General features: G+C 35.1%; 23 protein-coding genes. 2 read left to right on the plus strand and 21 right to left on the minus strand.

Annotation, left to right across the window (positions count from 1 at the left end; translation table 11 throughout):
* Positions 1-23: 23 nt before the first annotated feature.
* The 21 genes from mfd to T368_RS0101585 all read right to left on the minus strand — a co-directional run bounded on the left by mfd (position 24) and on the right by T368_RS0101585 (position 21,369).
* The gene (mfd, locus tag T368_RS0101485; protein ID WP_004088875.1) at positions 24-3,431 is read right to left on the minus strand and encodes a transcription-repair coupling factor; all 3,408 of its coding nucleotides are present in this window, start codon (positions 3,429-3,431) and stop codon (positions 24-26) included.
* Between the two features lie 125 nt (positions 3,432-3,556).
* Positions 3,557-5,317 (minus strand): lipoprotein N-acyltransferase Lnb domain-containing protein, encoded by a 1,761-nt coding sequence (locus T368_RS0101490; protein WP_162164631.1) that lies wholly within the window; start codon positions 5,315-5,317, stop codon positions 3,557-3,559.
* Positions 5,318-5,475: 158 nt separating this feature from the next.
* Positions 5,476-5,697, minus strand: coding sequence for a hypothetical protein (locus tag T368_RS0101495; protein WP_027338251.1), 222 nt, complete (start codon positions 5,695-5,697; stop codon positions 5,476-5,478).
* Positions 5,698-6,182: 485 nt separating this feature from the next.
* Positions 6,183-7,049, minus strand: coding sequence for a class I SAM-dependent methyltransferase (locus T368_RS0101500; RefSeq protein WP_237022131.1), 867 nt, complete (start codon positions 7,047-7,049; stop codon positions 6,183-6,185).
* 173 nt (positions 7,050-7,222) lie between these two features.
* Positions 7,223-7,984, minus strand: a complete 762-nt coding sequence (gene dapB, locus T368_RS0101505; protein WP_004088883.1) for a 4-hydroxy-tetrahydrodipicolinate reductase — start codon at positions 7,982-7,984, stop codon at positions 7,223-7,225.
* 27 nt (positions 7,985-8,011) lie between these two features.
* Complete coding sequence (trxB, locus tag T368_RS0101510) at positions 8,012-8,959, minus strand: thioredoxin-disulfide reductase (protein ID WP_004088885.1); 948 nt, start codon at positions 8,957-8,959, stop codon at positions 8,012-8,014.
* Positions 8,960-8,983: 24 nt separating this feature from the next.
* Positions 8,984-9,301, minus strand: coding sequence for a thioredoxin (gene trxA / locus T368_RS0101515; RefSeq protein WP_004088886.1), 318 nt, complete (start codon positions 9,299-9,301; stop codon positions 8,984-8,986).
* A gap of 164 nt (positions 9,302-9,465) precedes the next feature.
* Complete coding sequence (locus tag T368_RS0101520; protein WP_004088888.1) at positions 9,466-10,296, minus strand: shikimate dehydrogenase; 831 nt, start codon at positions 10,294-10,296, stop codon at positions 9,466-9,468.
* 173 nt (positions 10,297-10,469) lie between these two features.
* Positions 10,470-11,204 carry a glycosyltransferase family 2 protein gene (locus T368_RS0101525; protein WP_004088893.1) on the minus strand — a complete coding sequence of 245 codons (735 nt, stop codon included), beginning with the start codon at positions 11,202-11,204 and terminating at the stop codon, positions 10,470-10,472.
* 195 nt (positions 11,205-11,399) lie between these two features.
* Positions 11,400-11,996 carry a peroxiredoxin gene (locus T368_RS0101535; RefSeq protein ID WP_004088897.1) on the minus strand — a complete coding sequence of 199 codons (597 nt, stop codon included), beginning with the start codon at positions 11,994-11,996 and terminating at the stop codon, positions 11,400-11,402.
* Between the two features lie 116 nt (positions 11,997-12,112).
* Positions 12,113-13,249: a hypothetical protein gene (locus T368_RS0101540; protein ID WP_004088900.1), complete on the minus strand. Its 1,137-nt coding sequence runs from the start codon at positions 13,247-13,249 to the stop codon at positions 12,113-12,115.
* Entirely contained in the window at positions 13,246-13,614 is a 369-nt protein-coding gene (locus tag T368_RS0101545; protein WP_004088903.1) for a TraR/DksA C4-type zinc finger protein, read from the minus strand. Before T368_RS0101545 ends, T368_RS0101540 begins: the two co-directional genes overlap by 4 nt.
* 12 nt (positions 13,615-13,626) lie before the next feature.
* Positions 13,627-14,091 (minus strand): 23S rRNA (pseudouridine(1915)-N(3))-methyltransferase RlmH, encoded by a 465-nt coding sequence (locus tag T368_RS0101550; protein WP_027338253.1) that lies wholly within the window; start codon positions 14,089-14,091, stop codon positions 13,627-13,629.
* Positions 14,063-14,932 (minus strand): acetyl-CoA carboxylase, carboxyltransferase subunit beta, encoded by an 870-nt coding sequence (gene accD / locus T368_RS0101555; RefSeq protein WP_004088908.1) that lies wholly within the window; start codon positions 14,930-14,932, stop codon positions 14,063-14,065. The genes T368_RS0101550 and accD overlap by 29 nt, the downstream gene beginning before the upstream one ends.
* Before the next feature lies 1 nt (position 14,933).
* Positions 14,934-15,989 carry an FIG domain-containing protein gene (locus tag T368_RS0101560; RefSeq protein WP_004088909.1) on the minus strand — a complete coding sequence of 352 codons (1,056 nt, stop codon included), beginning with the start codon at positions 15,987-15,989 and terminating at the stop codon, positions 14,934-14,936.
* Between the two features lie 3 nt (positions 15,990-15,992).
* Positions 15,993-16,556, minus strand: a complete 564-nt coding sequence (gene efp, locus T368_RS0101565; RefSeq protein WP_004088911.1) for an elongation factor P — start codon at positions 16,554-16,556, stop codon at positions 15,993-15,995.
* Between the two features lie 381 nt (positions 16,557-16,937).
* Complete coding sequence (locus T368_RS0101570) at positions 16,938-17,489, minus strand: flavin reductase family protein (protein ID WP_004088912.1); 552 nt, start codon at positions 17,487-17,489, stop codon at positions 16,938-16,940.
* A 179-nt stretch (positions 17,490-17,668) separates the two neighbouring features.
* Complete coding sequence (locus T368_RS0101575) at positions 17,669-19,279, minus strand: cation acetate symporter (RefSeq protein WP_051053872.1); 1,611 nt, start codon at positions 19,277-19,279, stop codon at positions 17,669-17,671.
* 355 nt (positions 19,280-19,634) lie between these two features.
* Positions 19,635-19,763, minus strand: coding sequence for a hypothetical protein (locus tag T368_RS17030; protein WP_268902595.1), 129 nt, complete (start codon positions 19,761-19,763; stop codon positions 19,635-19,637).
* Positions 19,753-20,094 (minus strand): DUF485 domain-containing protein, encoded by a 342-nt coding sequence (locus T368_RS0101580; RefSeq protein WP_004088914.1) that lies wholly within the window; start codon positions 20,092-20,094, stop codon positions 19,753-19,755. The genes T368_RS17030 and T368_RS0101580 overlap by 11 nt, the downstream gene beginning before the upstream one ends.
* Before the next feature lie 522 nt (positions 20,095-20,616).
* A complete protein-coding gene (locus T368_RS0101585; protein WP_004088916.1) occupies positions 20,617-21,369 on the minus strand; it encodes a HugZ family heme oxygenase in 753 nt (250 codons plus the stop codon).
* A gap of 220 nt (positions 21,370-21,589) precedes the next feature.
* Here T368_RS0101585 and T368_RS0101590 point away from each other — a divergent pair, with 220 nt between their 5' ends.
* Positions 21,590-22,126: a 50S ribosomal protein L25/general stress protein Ctc gene (locus T368_RS0101590; protein ID WP_004088918.1), complete on the plus strand. Its 537-nt coding sequence runs from the start codon at positions 21,590-21,592 to the stop codon at positions 22,124-22,126.
* Between the two features lie 226 nt (positions 22,127-22,352).
* Complete coding sequence (locus tag T368_RS16475; protein ID WP_005218286.1) at positions 22,353-22,574, plus strand: 4Fe-4S dicluster domain-containing protein; 222 nt, start codon at positions 22,353-22,355, stop codon at positions 22,572-22,574.
* Positions 22,575-23,021: the final 447 nt, after the last annotated feature.

Raw genomic sequence — 23,021 nt, forward strand, 5'->3', positions numbered from 1 at the left:
ATTCATTATATATTACAATCACTCTATTTCTTCAACATTCCTATAAGTTCTTTTAGCTTTGTTTTAATCGTATTTAAAATATCATCATCATCTTTTGTTGGGGATTGAAGTGTGATTCTTGTGTCATCATGCCCTATAAGGCTTATATTATATCCTGCGTTGCTAATAGCCTTAATGCCAAGCTGCAAAGCTAGTGTTTTAATAATAATAATCTCTAAAAACTGCAAACTATATATATCAAGCTTACCAAATCTCTGTTCTATCTCGCCCTCAATCTCACGCACTTCAAACTCACTCTTAACCTGTGATAAACGCCGATATAAATCAAGTCGCATACGCTCACTTGAGACTAAACTCTCATTTAAAAACGCAGAAACAGATAGCTTAATATCTACCTTTTGTTCTTGCTGCTCGTTTTGCAAAAGGCTTTGCAAGGTATCTTCTAGCATACGCACATACATGCCAAAGCCTACTTGCTTGATATGTCCGCTTTGTGCCTCGCCAAGCAGATTCCCACCGCCTCTAATCTCTAAGTCATGATACGCAAGGGCTGCCCCACTCCCAAGATATGAGTTTTTCTCCAAAGAAAGCAGTCTTTTTGCTGCATCTTGCGTGATATTTTCACTTGTTAAAAGATAGCAAAAGCCTATGTGTTTGCCCCTGCCTACTCTGCCTCTTAGCTGGTGCAAGTCTGCTATGCCAAAATTATGTGCATCATCAATTATAATCGTATTTGCATTTGGGAGATGAATGCCAGATTCTACAATGGAGGTGCAAAGCAGTAAATCATACTCTTTTTTTAAGAAGGCAAGCATGCCTTTTTCTGTGTCTTTTGGGTTTATCTGTGAATGCAATATTAAGATTCTAAGCTGTGGTAATAAATCATGCAAATAGCTTTGTATTGTGTTAATCTTTGCTATGTTATTAAAGATATAAAAGACTTGTCCGCCTCTTCTTAACTCTCTTAAAATTACTTCCTTAATGAGAGAGTCTTGCTTGACTTTTACAAAGGTTTTACTCTCTTGTTTGAAAAATGGCGGGGTTTTTAGCTCACTGATTGATTTTAGTTTAGAATAAGCCATATTTAATGTGCGAGGGATTGGGGTTGCAGACATGGATAGAATATGTGTTGTAAGGCTTTTTTGCTTTAAAAGCTCTTTTTGTTTTACGCCAAATTTATGCTCTTCATCAATCACCATTAGCCCAAGATTCTCTATCTCAAGGTTAAAGAGTGAATGCGTGCCGATTATAATCTGTATATTGTCTTTAAAGTTTTCTTGTATAGCCCTTTTTTGTGTTGCGGTTGTGAATCTATCTATTTTTGCAATATAGAGAATCTTACCATTAGGCAATTTTGTATTATGCAGTCTTTCTTTAAAGCTTTCAAAATGCTGATTACAAAGCAGGGTTGTAGGCACTAGCACAATGCTATTAAAATCATTTAATGCACTAGCAAAGCAAAGACTCATAGCAACCTCTGTTTTCCCAAAGCCTACATCGCCATTTAACAATCTATCCATAATCATGCCACTTTTTAAGTCTTTAAGGCTTTCTTGTATCGCATGGGTTTGGTCTGGTGTGAGTGTAAAGCCCCTGCTAGATTCAAAGGCATTAAATGCGGTGATTTGGTCTGGTGTCTCAAGCTCTATTTTTACGCCTTTAGCTAGAGTTCTTTGAGCTTGCAAGCGTATGATTTCATTCGCAATAGCAAATAGCTTTTCTTTTATAGAATCTTTTAGTTTCAAAAAGCTTGATTTCCCAAGTTTATCTATCCTTACAACTGAATCATACGCACTATATTGCTCTATCATATTGAGATTTTCAACAGGCAAAAGCAGTCTATCATCATTTGCATAAATAATGCTTATGAAGTCTTTCAAGCCGCCCATAATGCTTACTTGCTTTATAGCTTCAAAGATTCCAATGCCATATTCACTATGCACGACATAAGCGCCAACTTTTAGCGCGTCTAGCTCTAGCTTTACCTTTCTTTTACGCATTATTTGTGGTTTTTGCAGGCTTAAAAATAGCTTTTCATTAGAAGTAATATTAAGATAAAAGGGGGTGATTATTTGCTTTGTTTTTATCGATAAAGATTCTAGATTATAGCTTTTTAGCATGGCATTTGTAGGGCTAAATATTGTTATATCTTTATTGCTATTTAGCTTTAGTGTATTATGTATTTGTGATAGCTTTAGCGGCTCAAGGTCTCTAAAATTTATAGAATCTTGTAAGATATAAAACTCTGTATTAGTTTCTGGCAATACTTCTGGCATGACAAACTCAAGGTTTAAAAGATACTCGCTTAATGCCTTTGGTGTGAAAATATGGCTATAAGTTTTTAGAAAATCAAGTCCGCCAATGTCCTTTAAAAACCAGAATCCAAGTGAGTTTATACTACACTCTAGCGTATTATCTAACTCTTTTATACGAGATTCTAAGAGTGTGTGCTGGGATTCATCGAGACTAAAGATAGCGGGGTATATCTTTAGATTCTCTATCATTTCATTTTGACTTAATTGTGTCTCATGATTGAAAAAATTAATCTCTTCAATCTCTGTGTCAAATAGGCTTATTCTCACAGGAAACTCAAAGCTAGGGATAAAAATATCAATTATGTCTCCGCGATGTGAAAACTCGCCCTGCATCTCAACAATCTCTACATGCTCGTAGCCATAATGAATGAGTTTTGCTATAAAATCTTTCACAACGATATTTTCACTCTTTCGCACACAAAAGCTGTGTAATAACTCTTTGCTTGGCATGAATGCCATGAGTGTATGTGGTGGGCTTATTAGAATCTGTTTGCAATCATTCTCATACCATAGGGCAAGCTTTGCAAAAAGCTCATGAAACTCTTCATAAAAACTTTGCGTGCTATCAAATGGGCTAAGTCTAATATCTGGCAGGACAATTGGAAGTGTGCTTTCTTTTACTTCCTTTTTTGTTTTCTGCATGGAAGTTAGATTTAAGGTAGCACATAGGGCTTCTTTTGCTAATAGAATCTCTTCGCTAGAGCAGATTAAAATTTGTGGTGTATTTTTATTTTTCGTGTGATTTGTGAGAGTTTGATTGAGTGATGAAATCTTTGTGCGAGTTAGGATTTCTGTTAAATGTTTTGGAGACTTACTAGATTCTAGAATCTTGCCATTTTGGGACAAAGTCGAAATATCTTTTTTAGAATCTTTTGTAGATTCTAGATTTTTAGATACTTCGCCTAAAGACTCAGTATGACAAATATTAGAATCTTTTGAAAGATTAAGTAGCAATTGGATATAGCTATTATCTTTGTTTGTGTGATTTGTGCTTATAGCTGATTTGATTTGGGTTTGCAAAATATCACAAGCGATTAAATCTTGCAAACTGCATTGTATATACTCGGGGGCTTCTTTTATAAAAGTCTCATAAATAGCACTTTGAATCTTAAACATATAATAACCAAATAAGTGATATAAAAAGTTTGAATTATACTGAAAAATTAAAGATTTATAGTATTACCTAAAATATTAGTATTCACAACAAGCTAAAAGCCATATAGAAATATTATCAACACAAATCAAAAATACCATGCAATTCCTGTGTTATATTGTAAAAGCTCTGTTGCCTCGTATGGAATCTTACTTGTTTGTAGTAGGGTATGATAATATTTAGATGCTATAAAAATGTCAATATTTTTTAGCACCGCCATGCCAAAATACACATAAAGCATGCCATCATATCCACGATTATTACCCATAAAATCATAAAAATATGTGTAATTAAAAATGCCTTTAAAATCATAATCATGCCATCTAAAACTTGTAATAACGCCACTCTCAAATCCCATATACACATTATGTATAACTTCATAACGATAGCCTATTCTTGGCAGTATATACCATCTTGTATGTTTTGTGTATTTGCCAATGCCAAGCCCAAACTCAATAGTAGGCATAATATGCGAACTCGTATTTGCTACTGCAAGAAAGCCACCATTATCGTTTGGCTGATAGAGATTACTCTCAAAAGAGATATTCATAAGCTTTGAAAAACTGCGAGTTTGTGCTATATCAAGCACAGATTTCAAACGCAATAATTCAAGCTTATTAATATAAGGTTGCAATGTTATAGAATCTAATCCAACACTAAATGCTGCTAGTTTTGCCTCCATAAATTCCTTATAAGCAGTATCCGCGTTGCGACCATCAATATATATGGGATTAAACTCGATTTGTAAATGATGATTTGTAGGTGTTACAAATGGCGTAAAACCCGCATAAGAAAATGATAGGCGAGAGTTTTTCTTTGTATCAAGCACATTATTTTCTCCATGTCTCTTAACAAATTCTTGCTTTTTTTCTGGCAGGGTAATATCTTGCTGTGTGATTAATCCTTGTTTATGTAGTAGTGAGAGATATTCTGTAGGTGTTTGCAATATCTTTTTACTGCGAATATCAAACGCTCTATTTGCTACCCCAAGAATCTTACGCATAGCAGTATTGCAATTATAAGTGATAAATTTATAATGTATTTCTTTATCTTTTAGCTCCCATAAATGCTGCTGCAACAACCGCTTTTGATATGTATTGAGTAGCAATTTAAATCTATATAATGTGCGTTTTTCATCATCTAAATATTCACTTCTTGCACTTTTTGCAGGCATAAGCACGACATGACCCCTTACACCACCGATAAATACGCGTATGTAGTTAATGGGATTAAAACCTAAATTTGTAGTGGCAAAAAAGCTAATTGTATATGCCCTGTCTGCATGAAAAGATTCTTGTGTGCTAAGATAGATATGCCCCATTGCACTATTTGGATTAATATCACTCTCACCCGCAAACTCTAATGATATAAAATCAAAACTTGCACGATTATAAAATGTCCGCAAACCAATACATTTCTTTGTGTCAATATAATCTAATAGCCGCTTTCTCTCTATCCCTTGAAGTTGTGTAGCAATAAAATTTAGTCTAGCTGGATATTGACAGATAAGGCTTTTATCATCATTATAGCTTTGATTTTTTACTCGATTCAGTGCGTGTAATTCCTCAAGCAATATGCTATAAATAAAGGCGTTGTATTCTGCTAGTGGGTTAATGTAGCCTTTTGGACTTATAAAAAAGCGTGACTTTTTATTAATAAGTGATTTATTATTTTCATAATGCAGTAGTGAATGCCACTGCTTTGCTTCTGCAATATCTTTGTGCTTTGCAAGTGAAGTATAGATAGTATAAATTTGTCGTGCTTTATTTTGTGAATCTAAAAATGATACAGATTTTATATGTTTAGATATGTTAGATTCTGTCGTTAAAGTATCCGCATAACAAATCATAGAAGATATTAGGGATATTAAAAACATAAAGCGTATAGACAGGGAAAATTGCAATGCTAATAATCCTATAACTTCATGGTTTTAAAACTCTAAAACTTGTAACTACACATAATCTCATAACTTTATAAACATGCTAAAATCTTAACTACACGCTAAACTTATTTTTTAGACTTTTGCTTTTTAGTATCTGTTGTTTTAGCTTTATCTTGTGCTTTATCGTCTTTTTGCTTAGCTTCTTGCTTGTTTTCTTCTTTAGCCTTTTTATTTTGCTTAGATTCTGTGCTTTCTTTAGATTCTGTAACTTTTGGTTTAGCAGGTGGTGTGCAGTTTGGCTTTTTTGTTACTGGGACAACGAAGTTTGGATCATTAAACTGCCACATACCACCAGAAATCGCATCTGTTGTAGAGCCAAAAAAGCCACCAGAAAAGATATTAATCCAAAATACGCCACTAACCTTACCTTTTCCAGAAATAGAATAATTTGTAGTTTCAAAGCAAGGATTATCTTCTTCTAAAACCCTAATATCAGCACCCTTTTTACGACTAACCGCTATATCTTTAGCAGGGATTGTTACCTTTTTACCATCAACTCTAGCAACAACTTGCTGTCCCGTGCTAGTGCTTATTGAAATCTTTTGCTTTGTGCCATTTGTAATTGTGCCACAACCAGTAATTAATAATAAACTAAGGGCAAGACCCCCCCCCCCCCCATAACTGAATATTCTTTAACATAGAAAGCTCCTTAAAAAAATGATAATAAATTCGCATTGTATCATTATGAAAATGTAAATGGTAAGATAACAAAACTAAAATCGCATATTTTATTTTTTATGTTACAAAAATATACACATTATATTATCTAACATTAAGACATATTTTTACCCACTACAAGCAATGAGCCGCCAAATGGGGCGCTAAGATTTTGTGGGAGATAGTGCTGAATCTTATTTTCTAGCCGACAGATTCCTAGCAATGCTTTATTGATAAGTGTGGGCGGTGGCGTATCGCGTAATTCTTCTTTGTGAGATTCTGCCACAGATTCTGTGTTTGTGCTAGATTTTTCGCTAGATTCTGTATAAGAATCTAATGCACTATTTTGCTGACTTACTTGAGATTTTGCAATGCGAGAATCTTGCGTTGGATATGGTGCAGAATGCAGCAATGCCCTAACCCAAAGTAATGGCGTAATAGAAATGAAAAAATACTTCGCACATACAATCTCAAAGCCACTTTGTTGCATAAGAGCGACAAGCTCATTTTTAGTATATCGCCGCTTATGATGCACGCTCACATCGTGGGCATTCCACAGCCATTTATGTGACGGGACACTTAAGGCTAAAAGGCTTTTTGTATTATTTTTTAGCATACTTTTCATATTTTTTAACGCTACTAAATCATCATCAATGTGTTCTAGCACATCAAAGGCAAAAATGCAGTCAAACTCATCTGCAAAAGGCACATCAAGCAAATCCATACAATACAAGTCTTTTATACCATAGGTTTTAGCGTATTCTAAGCCTTGCGGGTGGATTTCACCTAATGCGATATTATTAAAACCTTGCGATAAAAAATGCCTTGTAACACTCCCTGTCCCAGCCCCTACATCTAGAATCTTTGTGCTTTTGCCATTATCTTGCGGATATAAAGAGGCTAAAATACGGCTTATCTCTTGATAGATAAACTCTCGCCTTGCGATATGCCAAAAATGCTTATTTTCAGCTAGATATAGCATATCCATACCTTCACTTGGGAAGTGAAAATTCGCATTAGATTCTGTATTTAAGCTAGACTTAGAAGTGTCGCTAGTGTCTGTGTCTAGTGTGTTTGATATAATGGGGGGGGGGGGGTAAAGTATGTGATACCATTTATAGTATGAGAATCTTTTATCTGCATAATCACTCCGTATTAAAACTCAAAAATATCTTGCATACTATAAAGCCCATTTTGCTGCTTTGCAAGCCAAAGGGCTGCATGCAAAGCACCTTTTGCAAAGGTAGCCCTTGAAGTTGCATTATGCGTTAGCTCGATATACTCACCATCAGCATAGAATCCAACGACATGCCGGCCGACAACATCGCCACCACGAAGACTTAGCACGCCGATTTCATCTTTATTGCGCAATGCTATGCCCTCCCTGCCAAACTTAAGGGCATTTTCATCTAGGTTTCTAGCACTTGCCGCAGTTTGTGCGAGAGTTAGGGCTGTGCCTGATGGTGCGTCCTTTTTATAGCGATGATGAATCTCTGTGATTTCAATATCATAGTTGCGAAGTTGCACACTCAGCAGGGCAACAAGCTTATTTAGCATAGCCACACCCTCACTCATATTTGTCGCATAAAGAATAGGCATAGCTTTGCTACATTCATTTAAAAGCTCAATGTGCGATGGTTGTAAGCCTGTTGTGCCGATTACAAGTGGTGTGGGGTGTGTCTTTGCATACTCTAGCAGATTCTTAGTTGCCTCTGCACTTGAGAAATCAATGATGACTTGACTTGATTCTAAAAAATCAGCCATGCTACTTGTAACAAGCGTATTTGATGGAATGTTATATTGCAATTCATTCCGCACATACACACTTGCTAGACTAGCTTTTTTAGATTCTAGAATCTCATCAATTAATAATTTACCTACTCTACCTGTCGCCCCAAAGATACCAATTTCTAGCATAGCCTACCTTTTTAATATTTTGTGCTTTTAATGTTTTTGCTCTAAATATGCAATAGCTTCAAGTGCAGCTTGTGCGCCATCTCCAGCAGCACATACAACCTGCTTTGGTGCATCTATGCGTATATCACCTGCGGCAAATAGACCTGCCACATTTGTGTGCATTTTTAGATCCACTACCACAGAACCATAGGAATCTACTTCGCAAAGAAATGAGCCATCTCTCTGTTGTAATATTTGATTATTCACTTCATAGCCAACAAACTCAAATATAACCGGCACTTCTAGCCTCTCTTCTTTATTTGTGTTAAGATTCTTAATCGTTAGACCACTCACGCCATTTTCATCGCCACAAATTTCTGTAACGACATAGGGGGTTAGGAAATTGATTAACTCATTGCTTTTTGCGTGTTGAACCGTTACTGGTGCGGCTCTAAAGCCATCTCTTCTATGGATAAGATGCACTTTTGAAGCAAACTTTGTAAGATATATCGCTTCTTCTAATGCGGTATCTCCACCACCAAGCACAGCAACTTCTCGTTTCTTATAAAAAAACGCATCGCAAGTAGCACATGTGCTAACGCCCTTACCCCAAAACTCTTGCTCGCCTTTAATATTTGACTTTTTGGGGCGACCACCTGTTGTGATAATCACACTTCTTGCTTCCTGTGTCTCTTCACCTTTACCTTGATTATGGATAATATGAAAAATATCGCCATGCTTCTCAACGCGTATGACTTCTGACATCGCATGTTTCAAACCGAAACGAAAGCATTGCTCCTGCCATGGCTCCATAAAGTCAAGCCCCGACTTTATCTCTCTCACACCCGGATAGTTTTCAATCTCACTGCTACCCGTAATCTGTCCGCCCGGCATTCCCTTTTCATATAGCACCACATCTTTTATACCACCTCGTGTAGCATACAGACCTGCAGATAGTCCCGCAGGACCGCCACCAATGATTGCTAAATCTATCATGGAATCTTCCTGTATGTTACGATATTACAACAAAGCGTTAAGTTTATCCGCAAGGACTGCCTTTGTAGTAGCACCAATGACTTGATCTACTATCTCACCATTTTTCATAAATATAATGGTTGGAATACTGCGGATTCCAAATTGTGCGCTCAACGCTTCCTCTTCATCTGTATTGACTTTACAAATATTTGCACGACCAGCAAAATCTGCTGCTAATTCATCAATGACTGGTGCTAACATGCGGCATGGACCACACCAAGGCGCCCAAAAATCCACAAGAGAAATGCCATTTTGTGTTACTTCTGCAAAATTACTTTGATTTAACTCAATATATTGTCCCATAATATGCTCCTTAAATTAACATAAATTACAACCGCATACTTACTCAAAATAAAGCGGTGTTACATTGTAGCGTTTTAATATAAATATTGTATATTTCATGGATATTTATTTTATCTCTCTTAGTCCTATCAATATAAAAGGTAAAGATTCTCATTTAAGCTCTATTATAAACTCACTTTCAAGGCTTCCGCCATAATCTTTGCTATATGCATAAATTGCATGTCTTGTATCTCCATATCATGAAAATACATTAGAGCTAGAGCACCTTGATACACAAGCATTGCTTTACCATCTAGGGCTTGTGTATAACGCTTTGCTAAAGCACAAAATGGCGTATCGCCAGCTTGATACATTAAATCATAGGCAAGCCTGCTTTGCTGCAATAAGGGAATTAGAATCTCTTCTTGCATTGGCAACACACCCTTAACACTAGCACTTGTTGCATTCACTATAATATCATAGCACTCTGTCTTGCCCCCTAAATCAGCAAAACTTAGAGTTTCGCCAAATTGGCTAAAATATGCGAGTTTCTCTGTGCTGCGATTAGCAATTGTAAGATTGATATTATTTCTAAATAAAATGGTCGCAATGCTTCTTGCACTGCCACCTGCACCAAGCAATAAAACATGCTTTGGATTATGACTTTTTATCGCATGGTAAAATCCCTCTGCATCAGTGTTGTATCCTATCAACTTATCATCTTTACGCACAATTGTATTGACTGCACAAATCTCATTTGCAATACCTTGAATGCTATCTAATGCCCTAAAACATGTCTCTTTAAAAGGCAGAGTAACATTCACACCTGCTAAATCACTCGATAGAATAAAATCAGCCAAATCGCTAGAATCTATATCTTGTGGGAGACAAAAGCGCGTATAAAATGAGTTTAGCCCTAACTTTTGCAAGGCATAATTATGCATAAGTGGCGATAGTGAATGCTTGATGGGATTACCAATGACGGCTAGAAGTTTTAGTTGTTGTGTGTTTTGCATAGAATCTCCATAATTTAAGATTATGTATTGTATAACAAAAGAAGTTATAGCATAAACATAATATAGAATCTATTTAAAAAATGATAAAACCAAGCAGTATGAAAGGTAACTTCGCTATACCTAAGCCAATGAATCTGTCAGTAAAGTTTAAGGTATTGAATATACATTGTATCTCAAGGCATCTTATTTTTACAATACTCTTCATACAAGGCTAGATCTTCAGGTGTGCCAATACCATGCATGGCGTTAGATTCTATATTATAGATTCCGATTTTTGCACCAGATTTTATTGCGTAATTATAAACAGGACAAGTATAAAACTCGTTATTAACGCGTTCGTTTGCTATAATCATATCAATCGCACTATCAACAAACAACTTTCCGCGCATAAAAAGATAAATCCCAACGGTAGCATGTGTGGAGATAGCCACTTTTTCTTTCACTTCTACAACTAAATTATTTTGTATTTTTGCAAACGACCATTTTGGATTTTTCTCTTTGTCCTCAAAAGTGAGTATAGAGCCACAAAGCTCTCTTTGCTTACAATCATTAATAAAATCAGCAATATTGTGCTCTATGATTTGATCGGTATTTGCAATGAGTAGTGGTGTATCGTTATTCACATATTTATGTGCGTATAAAATCGTGCAAACACTACCTTCTGTAATCTTATCTATACCAATAAGTTTTACATTCATATTAGGCAGTAACTCTTGTATAACCTGTTGTGTCTTTGCTAGATATTCATTTCGTGCGATGAGAATATAGTTTGCATTTGGATAATAAAGATTCTCTAAAACACGCACAATCATTGGCTTACCCATTACATCAATGAGCGGTTTTGGATTTATAAATCCAGCCTTTGCAAAGCGAGAACCAAGCCCAGCCATAGGGATAACAATATTCATTTGTATTGCCTTTAAGATGGTTTAAATATAGACTAATCTTAATATAAGATTCTAAAGAGAAAGTATATCAAAAATAGACGAGAAAAACTTACGATAGGGATAAATATATGTATTGTGAGAAAGATAAAAGACTCAAATCTTGTGATAGACTTGAGCCATTCTACTTAGATGGGAATGGTTTGAAAAATGCTTAGATTAAAGTTTAGCACTATTTTGTGAAAGATATTCTTTAACACCTTCAGCAGTAGCTTTCATACCTTTATCGCCTTTTTGCCAACCAGCAGGACATACTTCGCCGTGTTCTTTATGGAATAAAATCGCATCAACTAAACGCAAATATTCGTCCATATTTCTACCAAGTGGCAAGTCATTGATTGTTGCATGTCGCACGATTTGATTCTCATCAATGATAAAGCTACCGCGTAATGCAACCGCACCGCCAAATAGCACATCATAATCTCTTGAAATCTGCTTTGTAATATCAGATACCATAGGGAAGCTAACTTGTCCTATACCACCCTCATTTACCGGTGTGTTTCTCCATGCAAAATGCACAACATCAGAGTCAATAGATACACCGATTACATTCACACCGCGTTCATTAAAAGCTTTCACTCTCTTATCCATAGCGATGATTTCACTAGGGCATACAAAAGTAAAGTCTTTGGGCCAGAAAAATAGGACTGCACCATTTTTGCCTAAATTTTTACTTAATTCAAAATCATTTACAATACTACCATTTGCTAATACAGCTGGAGCAGTAAAATCTGGGGCTTTTCTTGTTACTAACATAATGTCTCCTTAAAAAAAATATTAAACGATAACAAATAATTATTATCGCTTGTATTCTAGCAAATTTTGTTTAATAAAAATGCACTTGAACTCTACAAAAAGCATGCGACTAGATTCTAATGATTCACATAATCTATTTGCTTCATAGCTACATTTTCTGTTGGCACTTTTTCTTGCTTTCTTGCTCGATATAAAAGCGGGTCAAAGAATACAAGTAATGGATAGCCTTTTTCTTTTAATGTGCTAAATGCACTCACAGGCAAGAAATCATCTTTTGGATATTGCTGTTTTAAATCCATCGCCTCGCTTGTTTTGCCGACTTCAAGCAATATATAAAAGTAGGCTAATACGCTTTGTTCTACTTCTTTGCTTAAAGATTCAAAGACACTAAGCCAGAAATTAATGTTATCTTGTCGTAATAATTCGCATACAGAAATGGCTATTCCTAGATATTCTCTCTCATTCATGCTTACCTTTTTGCATGTTTGTATTATCACATCTTTTTGTATGTTGATGTTGCCTTTAGCACATGTTTTCACAAGCCCTAGAAGTGTAGTGTATGTGAGATGATTTTTATCTAGATTCAATGCTTTCTGCAAGACTTTTTGTTGCCCATTCAGTAAAACTTCCCACGCCTTATCATAAATTGCTTGTGTGCTGTTTTGTGTATAAAGATTCTGCCCCATAAAATCTTTATCAAAGTCTTGTTTCAGTGTATCAAATGCTTTTTGAGAATCATCTTTAATCGCATTTTTTGCATTGAGATTATAGAGTGGGTGGCTTGGATTTAAGCGTATTTTAGGATCATTTTTGCCATCTTCTATTTCTTTAAAGCTATTAAATATAGAATCTATCTTTTCATAATTTGTGTTATGTGATTTTGTATCGGGTAATAATATAAATCTCTGCAAAGTCTTTGAAAGTGTCTTTAACTCTGTGTTTGAAAATACCCTCTCTCTTACAGGATTCCCTAACATTTGTTCTTGAATCTGTGTGAAAATCTTCTCAATATCTCTATGCAAAGTCATGCTTTTAAACTTTTGCACAAGTGATGCAAAACCCATAAAAAGCAAGGCAAGCACAAATAAAAATACTGCGGGCAAACATATCCATAATGCAACAGGCAAAGTTATACTAAACTCCACTAAAAGCGTATTTTGAAGTGTATAATAATCTGTGCTAATATAGAATGTATAAGCACCAACAAGCACTAAAAACAATAATGCAAAACTAAAAAAATATCGAATCTTCATGTTCTCTCCTTTTGCTTTTCGCTTTTTTCATAAATCTCGCGACAATTAATACAGAATCTTGCATGCGGTTTTGCCTGCAATCTCTCAATGCCAATTTCATCTTCACACATTTCACAAATGCCATAGATTCCATCATCAAACTTCGCAAGAGACGCACTGATTTCTTTCATCTCTTTTTGATTGCGTTCTAACATGGAATCATCAAATCGCAGTTGTGATTGCGTAGAGATAATATCTGCATTTTCATTGAGTTTTAACGCACTCATCTCTTGTAAGCTTTTATGTAAGTTTAAGCTTAATCCATCTAAATATTCTAATCGTTTTTCTAATGTTTGTCTCAATGATAACAAATCTTCATTACGCATTCTTTTTCCTTACTAAAGCTTATGGTATGGGTGTTTATTGATAATGCTTAGTGAGCGATAAATCTGCTCTAAAAGCACAATTTTTGCGATTTCATGGCTAAAAGTTAATGTGCTTAAACTGATTGTTTTATGCTGTTTTAATACTTCTTTTTCAAAGCCAAATGCCCCTGCAATAAAAAATTTTATAATGCCACTTTGTGTGCTATAAGATTCTATCATGTTGCTAAATTCTATTGAATCTTGTCTCTCTCCACCAGAATCTAGCAAAATACTCTGCCTATCAAAATGTTTAGAAAATGCCATTGTATAGCTTTGCTTTGCGATATTAGAATCTTGCTTTTGTGCTTCTTGAATCTTTTTATTAAAGAGATTAAAAAAGCTTAGTGTAACACCAAATCCCTTGCAAGCCTTGCTATAATACTGCATTATATCACCTAGCATTTCATTTTTATGAATTGTATATATATGTATTTTCATAAGGCACAAGCATTTTAATAAGATCGCTTAAAGTATGCTTCAAATCTTTACGCGATACAATCATATCTATTAATCCATGTTCAAGCAAAAACTCTGCAGTTTGAAAGCCCTCTGGTAAATCTGTGCCGATTGTTTGCTTGATAACCCTTGCCCCTGCAAAGCCTATCATAGCACCCGGTTCTGCAATGATTATATCCCCTAAAAATGCAAATGATGCTGAAACACCCCCGAAAGTAGGGTCAGTTAGCACAGAGATATAAGGCAGTTTTGCTTCAGCAAGTTTGCCTAATGCCGCTGAAGTTTTTGCCATTTGCATGAGTGAATAGGTAGATTCTTGCATTCTAGCTCCACCACTTGTAGATACAATGATTAAGCCTTGCTTTTTACTTATAGCACGATTAATCGCTCTTACAATCTTTTCACCCTCAACACTGCCTAAGCTACCGCCCATAAATGAGAAATCAAAGATTACAATTTGTGCTTCTTTGCCATGTATAAGGGCTTCCCCTGATATAACCGCACTTTTTCTCTTTGTCTTTGCAAAGCCCTCTTCAATTCTTTTTGTATAGCTTTTTTTGTCCACAAATGCAAGGGGATCGTTTGGAGCTAAATCATTGTCATATTCAATAAAAGTATCAGAATCGCAAATAAGATTCAGTCTATCTTGTGCGTTGATTCTAAAATGATGGGAACATTTTGAACATACATAAGAACTCTCAATCACTTCTTTATTATACATAACCGCACCGCAGCTAGGACATTTTGTCCAATGCTGGGCTGCATCTTTTCTATCTCTAGAATCTTCTCGTTTAAAGTTTTTAAAAAAATCTGAAAAACCCATTTTACCTTCCTTTAAATTTATTAACAATATCTGAATCTGTTGTAATTAAAATATGAGAAATCACTTCCCTACATTGCTTCAGCGATGGTATAGCCTTATGATAAGATTCTAAATTGCCACAAATGATTTGATTTTGAGCTAGATAGAATCCTGCCATACCATCATATTTTCTAACCTGTGTTGGCAAAAGCACAAATAGATAGCGAAAACTAAAAGCAAGACTTAGGGCAATAGCCCCAAGACTACGAAATTTTAGCCCACTTTCTGCTAAAAAAGACGCCCATTTAGCATGCTGCATAGCCTTTTCAAATATGCCACATTCAAGCTTTTCTGTGATAACTTTTTGCGGTCTAAAGATTAGTATTTGACTAGCAAACATTGCATGTAAAAAGTTTGTATCAAACGACGGAAGATATTGTGCAGACTCTCTAATCGCATCACACGCATTTGCTATAAAGGTATCTTTTTTTGCAGTATTGCTATTTTGCAAAAGTCTTGTGAAATTGCATGGTATATAGCATGAGTGCATAGAAGTTGGCTTTTTTGCAGTGCTTGCATATACAATATATTCTGGTTGTAAATCTGCAATAAAAGTCTGCAAACTAAAAATACAAGGCATTCTTGTAAGAGCCAATAAATCATCATTAAGATAGGCTATCTCACATGAGATATAATTCACCACACAAGCTTCACACACTCTACCATTCTCATCACACAAGGCTACACTCGCACCAAAATATGGAATGTTTGACTTAAAGTTACTACTGCCATCAAGCGGGTCTAGCACAATTGTGCCTTTTGCATTACTATCACCTTTTAATAACCCACTTTCTTCAGAGTCGATATGATAATGTGGCAATAAAAACTTAGAAAATATAGATTCCGCAAGTAAATCCGCCCCACTACTACGATCGCCACCTGCACCAACGCCAAAACTCTCATGCAATATTGAATCTTGCGTATGTAAAAGGCGTATAACCTCCACACTTGCAAGTACAACACGCATAAAAAAATCTCGTTGCAACAAAGGAAGCAAAGTATCTAGTGAGAGATTCATAACCTATTTAACCTTTTCTATATACTCACCTGTCTCTGTATTCACTCGTATCGTTTCACCCTCTAATACATGGAATGGAATCTGCACCACCGCACCTGTCTCTAAAGTCGCTGGTTTCTTACCCGCACTTGAAGTATCGCCCTTAAAGTTTGGGGGAGTTTCTACTATCTTTAGCTCAACTATTTGTGGGACATTGACTGATATTGCCTTGTCATTATAAAGCAGAACACTTACATTCATACTATCTAAAAGCCATTTTGCACTATCACCAACTTGCTCTTCACTTAAGCCCACTTGCTCATAAGTTTCATTATCCATAAATTGATACAGCTCACCATCATGATAGAGATATTGCATGCCTTTTTCAATAATATTTGGCGTTTCACATTTATCACCCGCATGAAAAGTTTTTTCAATTACCTTGCCATCTAAAAAGCTTTTAATCTTCACTCGCACAAATGCAGGACCTTTACCCGGCTTTACATGCTGATACTCTGTGATTCTATAAGGGATTCCATCGATTTCGATTTTCAAACCTTTTTTAAGATCGCCCATTTCAATTGTCATTGCTATCCTTCTATTAAAAAATATTTTGGTATTTTACTCATTTATGTATAATAAAAACATAAAAACTGCAAAATTTAGAATGAAATATATGTGCGATACATTGACTATTGAAATTGCGATATGCTGTGTTTATAGTCATATTTTTAGTTATTGTGTAGTTTGCATGATGACATTTTTATCACAATATTCCATTGTTTCAATGCCCAAAAATCTTTAACATAAAAATGCTTATACCAGTTTTATATGATTTATATGTAATATTTTAAATTTATATTAAGATCTAGGATACAGAAACAATGCGAGAAAATTTCCATATTTGACACAAGGGGTTAAGGCATATTTCATATTTATTTACAACAAGCAATATTTTAATATATAGTTTTATATAAATCCCTTGCCACAGCGACCAACATTTTGCAGGGAAAAGTTTAGAGATTCACTATATAATTCATCATCAATAAAAACTTTTTGTGCTTGTAAAATCAAAGTGGAACAAGTTTGGCTAAACTGCAAAATATCCTTAAAATCACAGAAAAATGCGACTTTCACACCATCAACACATGGAGGATAATCCTTTGCAATCTCTATTGTTGGAATCTTGTAGGTTGATGTTTCGCTTATATTATAAGGCAATTCTGTGCTTGTTTGCTGCATTGATTCTAAAAAGTCTGGTTGCACCGTGCATATTGTCGCCTTTTTTGTGAGTTTTGCATTCAGCAAGGTATCTTTCATATCGCCATTACTCTTATTCATAATGCTAATGCCAAATATCATGGGTGTAGCACAAAGCGGTGCAAAAAAGCTAAATGGTGCAAGGTTTATTATGTCGGCATTACTCTTTGTGCTTATCCATGCAATGGGTCGTGGTGTGATAGAATTGCTTAGAATCTTATAGTTTGCAAGGGGTGTTGAGGTGGAAATATCAAGCAACATTATAATCCTTATATGGCGAGTTTATGATAAGTAGATTATGAGATAATTCCGCACAAGTGTAGCAAAAAACTAGCTATTTTTCAACTCTTCTTTAGATAGAAATATAGCTAGTTAGTAAAGAATCTTTACAGGTAAGTTTGGTTTAGAATCTTATGTTGTAAAATTTAGACTAACAGATTCTAATGTGCCACAGCTTCACTTATGCCAATGCCAGTTTGAGCTCTAAAGTCTTGTGCTTTAAAGCCTTGCTTATCAATGATTGATCTCTCTCTAGAATCTAACTTAGAGATAATAATGATTGATAAAAATGCGATAGGCATACTAAAGATAGCAGGGTGTTTATATGGGAAAATTGCCTCTTCAAAATGCAAGACATCAACCCATACGCTAGGGCTAAATAGCACGAGTAATAACACTGATAAAAGCCCGATTAAACCACCATAAAGCACACCATTTGTTGTGAGATTTTTCCAATAAATGCAAAGCAAAATAATAGGAAAATTCACACTCGCAGCAATAGCAAATGCAAGTCCAACGGTAAAGGCTACATTTTGCCCTTGAAACACAATCCCAAGCAATATAGCCAATACGCCAAGTCCAATAGTCGAAGCTTTTGTAACGCGCATTTCAAGCTTTGGGTCGCATTTACCATCTTTTATAACATTTACAAATAAATCATGGCTAATCGCACTTGCCCCAGAGATAGCAAGTCCTGCTACAACTGCCAAAATTGTAGCAAATGCCACCGCTGAAATGAAGCCATAAAGCACATTGCCACCTAGCACTTTAGATAATGCGACGGCTTCCATGTTTGGTGCAACACTGAATTTACCATCGACAATAAACTCTGGATTCCCTATTAATAATGCAATAGCACCAAACCCAATAATAAAGGTAAGTATATAAAAATAGCCTATAAGTCCGGTAGCAAAGAAGACTGACTTTCTTGCTTCTTTTGCGTCTTTAACCGTGAAAAATCGCATAAGAATATGTGGTAATCCAGCAGTCCCAAACATTAATGCTAAACCAAGAGAGATAGCAGATATTGGATCAGGTAGAAATGTCCCGGGCGACATTATGGCTTCACCTTTTGCATGATTGTGTATTGCCATCTCAAAATAATGCTGCAAGTTAAAGCCGGTAAGATACAAAACCATAATAGCCATAAAACTTGCACCGCCAAGTAACAAACATGCTTTAATGATTTGCACCCATGTTGTAGCGTGCATTCCCCCAAAGGTAACATAGCATATCATTAAGATTCCAACTAATATTACAGCTGTGTTATAAGGCAGACCAAAAAGCACTTGTATAAGCCCACCAGCACCTACCATTTGAGCGATTAAGTAGAATACGATAACGCTTAGGGCTGAAATCGCAGAGATTGTTCTCACCTTTTTAGATTCCAAACGATAGGCGATAATATCTGCGAAAGTGTATTTACCAAGATTACGAAACTTTTCAGCGATTAAAAATAACACGATGGGCCAACCAACTAAGAATCCAATAGAATAAATCAATCCATCAAAGCCATTCACAAACACAAGTCCAACAATACCTAAAAAGCTTGCTGCACTCATATAATCACCAGCGATTGCGATGCCATTTTGCATACCAGTAATGTTACCACCGGCGGTATAGAAAGATTGTGCTGATTGTGATTTTTTACTTGAATAATAAGTAATGCTAAGCGTTGCTAATACAAACGCTACAAACATGCTGATAGCAATGTAGTTTATTGGGGCTTTCTCCACATTGCCTACATCAATACCTGCTGCTACACACTGCATAAATAAACCATAGCTAAATATGATTCCAAATAAAATACCTTTTTTATTCATAACTTTCTCCTTATTAAAAGCTGCTTTGCTTTATAGAGCTAGATTCTGTGTGTCTTTCATCGCTTTTATTGCGATTAGATTCTGTATTGAAACTTAGAATCTAAGATTTATAGAATCTAGTTTTTGTTTCTTGCTTTGTGCTTTTATTATATTGAGATAGGCGAAATATCTTTATTAAATTCTTAAGTTTTTAAATATTTCACTGCGTTCAATATAACAATTACTAGAATCTAGATTTCTGTCATATTGAGTGCGTAAGCACGAAAAATCTCTTTTAGATTCTATGCTAGATATTTCGCTATGCTCAATATGACAATTTGTTGTAGAATCTAAACTCTTGTAAAATGCACCTTAACCCTGCAATCACCCATAAAGGCGAGAATCCAGAATCTAAAGCACAAAATCTAAACTCCATAACACAACTATTTCTCATTTTGCATTTCTTTAACCAAACCTACACGATCCATCTCTTCTAGCACCTCAGCTTGCTCTTTATCAAAATATTTATTCGCAAACAGCGTATAAACCCCTGTGCTTACAATCGATAGCACGATAATAAACACACCTAAGATAATGCCTAAACTGATCGCACTAGGACCTAACCTGTATCCAAGAATTTCTGGGAAAAATCCAACACTAGCAATAAATGCGTAATAACAAACAAGAATAATCAAAGAAAGATAAAGCGAAAACTTATTGCGAAATGACACAAATTTATAGAATCTCGCTCTCACTTCCTCTTTTGAAGCGACTGCCTTACCCATGCTAACTCCTTATATCACAGAATATTTACTTTCACAACTAGATATGTAAGTAAATGTATTTATAATGTAACATAAAAAGCAAAAAAATTACAAAAATAATTGCTACATTACTTTTTTTATAATAAACACGGAATTATATTTTGCAATAAATGGATTCTACAATACCCTAAATCATAAAATTATGTTACTTTTTAACACATAATATTACAAAAAACTATCTAAAAATGGCTATTTTTTGCAAAAATAAGAGATATGGGAGATATAGCTAAAAATGTAACTTTTTTACAATGTTAAAAGATTCTTTGCGTTTGTGTATCACATATAAACTTAAAGTTATAAACAAGTGCTAATAAAGATAAAATAAGTGAAATATGACTTTATACTAAACTCTAGAATAAATAAAGCATTTAAAGATTCTATAACAATCACATAGAATCTTTTGAGAAAAAATATGAGTTAATAAGATATTGTGTCTAATATCCTACATAACTTCATTTAAAGCAAGTGTTTAAAAAGTTAGTCCTATTTATGCTTATGCGGCATTGCATGTGGCATACCGCCATTACCACCGATATGTCCTATCTTGCCATGAGAATCAATATTATATGCTTGACCAAAGCCTTTTACAAAGCGACCTTCTTTGAAGCATATCTTTACTAAATGAAAATCCTGCATCGAGCGGACTTGGGCTACACCACCACCTTTTCCTACACGAGATTCAAAGCTATCATACACTTTATCAAATAGGCTATCTCTAGGCATAAACTCCACGCTTACATCATAAGTCAAACGCTTTCTTGCTAAAATGCTTTTTGTTTTACTCTCATCTTCTATAAACATAACTTGGACTGCATTAGGATTTGTGCGTAAATTTTGGCAATGTGCTGCGACTTCGCTCACATATAAATAATACTCTCCATCATATCTTAGTAGCGGCGAGTAGCTAATATGCGGTTTATTATCCTTTGATAATGAAGTAAGCAAAATCGTATTAAACTCTTCTTTAAAAGATTCTATCTCACTTGCAACCTGATCGTCTTTTTTGCTGATTGCCATGCAAAGTTTAATAATAGCATCTTTATAGTCTTTCTCTTCAGTTTTCGCAGGAAATGGCGCAAAGACTTCTTTGCCATCTGCTTGTATTTTCATGCCATCTTCATTCACCCCGCTTAGTGTTGCCACCTTTGCCTCAAAGCCACCATAAAGCTTTACTAAGCCCTGCAACTCCGCTGAATGATGATTATTCATATGCTCTATAATACTTGTGACACTCATGTAAATCTCCTAAAATTTAAAATATTTTTACATAGTAACACAAGAATAAATAAAAATGATAAATATTTTTATTTTGTATTGCATAAAAAATCTATGCTGTGTAATGTTGCATATTAGCTCAACAGATTCTAAGATTTTGCTATGTTTTATGGTGTTATGCTTTACAAATTTAGCATTAAATGCTAGAATGTCAGCTTTTATTTTATCAAAAAGGACATTTATGTTAGAAGGCAAACTTAGAGATAGTATTGGCAAAACAAATGCGAAAGCATTGAAGCGAGATGGTTATCTAGTTGCTAATATCTATGGTAAAGGCAAGGAAAATATACATTGTGCGTTTAAACGCAATGATTTTATCAAATACATGCGTGCGAAACAAACACTTATTTTTCCTGTTAAAATCGATGGAAATGTATATGATGTTGTTGTGCAAGAATATCAAAAAGACCCAGTAACAAGTGATATTTTACATGTGGATATGATGTTTGCAACAAAGGGTTGTGTGGCAAAATATAAAGTGCCAGTGAAAGTTACAGGCTCACCTATTGGCTTGAAAAATAAAGGTGTGCTTGTATTCTCACGAAAAAGAGTTGCAGTAAAATGTGATGCGGCGGTTTTACCAAGTGATTATACACTTGATGTAAGCAGTCTTGATGTTGGACATGCGATCCTTGTGCGTGATTTACCAGAGATTGCTGGTGTTAGCGTGATTGAGAAGCCATCAGTTGCTATCGTTGGTGTAATTAAAGCTAAGTAATAGAATCTCATCTAATATACGGCTCTTACCTTACATATAGTAAGGCTCTCTCTTTACTATTGTAGTTTGCATTTATGTGGTTACAACCTACAAGCAAGTGTAAGCACAGCTATATCTCTTTTTAACTTATTCTTGACTCTTGGTCATCACTTTAGAATTTATGTAATTTGATATGGAGTCTAAAAAAAAACTTGTAAGGAATATATTAAGGTCTATTCCCTTAGCGATGGTGGCACTCCAAGTAGCACAAGGAATAAAAAATGCTCTCATTTGCAATGCGTATTTGCCTAGCACTTGTTTTCACTCTCAAAATAAGCCGAGCATGAAGCTGTATAAAGATTTTGAATCTCTGCCGCATAGAAGGGGATATGGCATAGTGATTTTAAAAGATAAGGCTAGAGTAAGCAAGGCATTGCAAAGTATTGATTGGGTAAGGCTAGTTTTTTAGGCACAAATTCTAGCCTTAATTTACGCTCTTCTTTGATAGAAGAAACTTTAATCAAACAAGGATTCTATGGTAAGGGGACAAAATAATGGATATTTTTGATGTAACTAGAGAGGTTTTTAGCGAGATAAAATCCAAATCCCACCACCCCCAAAACCCTAACCGACATTTTTTTCATTGTCAAGTCGCTTTATTTACTCTAAGTTGAAATAAAAAAGGTGGGCTTGGCAAAATACCCATTCATTTTAATTGTAATTTATTTGCCTCCAAATCCCCAAAAAACCGATATTTTCTCTAGTTTCGTAAGTTTATAAGAGTTAGCTAGAAAAAATTTTTAAAAATTATATGCTTATGTGTAATATTGTAACTTATATAATGATGAGTTAGCACAAGTGGGTAAGCATGAGTTTTTATAAGGGCAAAAATTTCCCTTGTGTGTTGTGTTCTTAG

Origin of the sequence: Helicobacter bilis ATCC 51630 (assembly GCF_000686565.1) — a bacterium.
Classification (GTDB): domain Bacteria; phylum Campylobacterota; class Campylobacteria; order Campylobacterales; family Helicobacteraceae; genus Helicobacter_A; species Helicobacter_A bilis.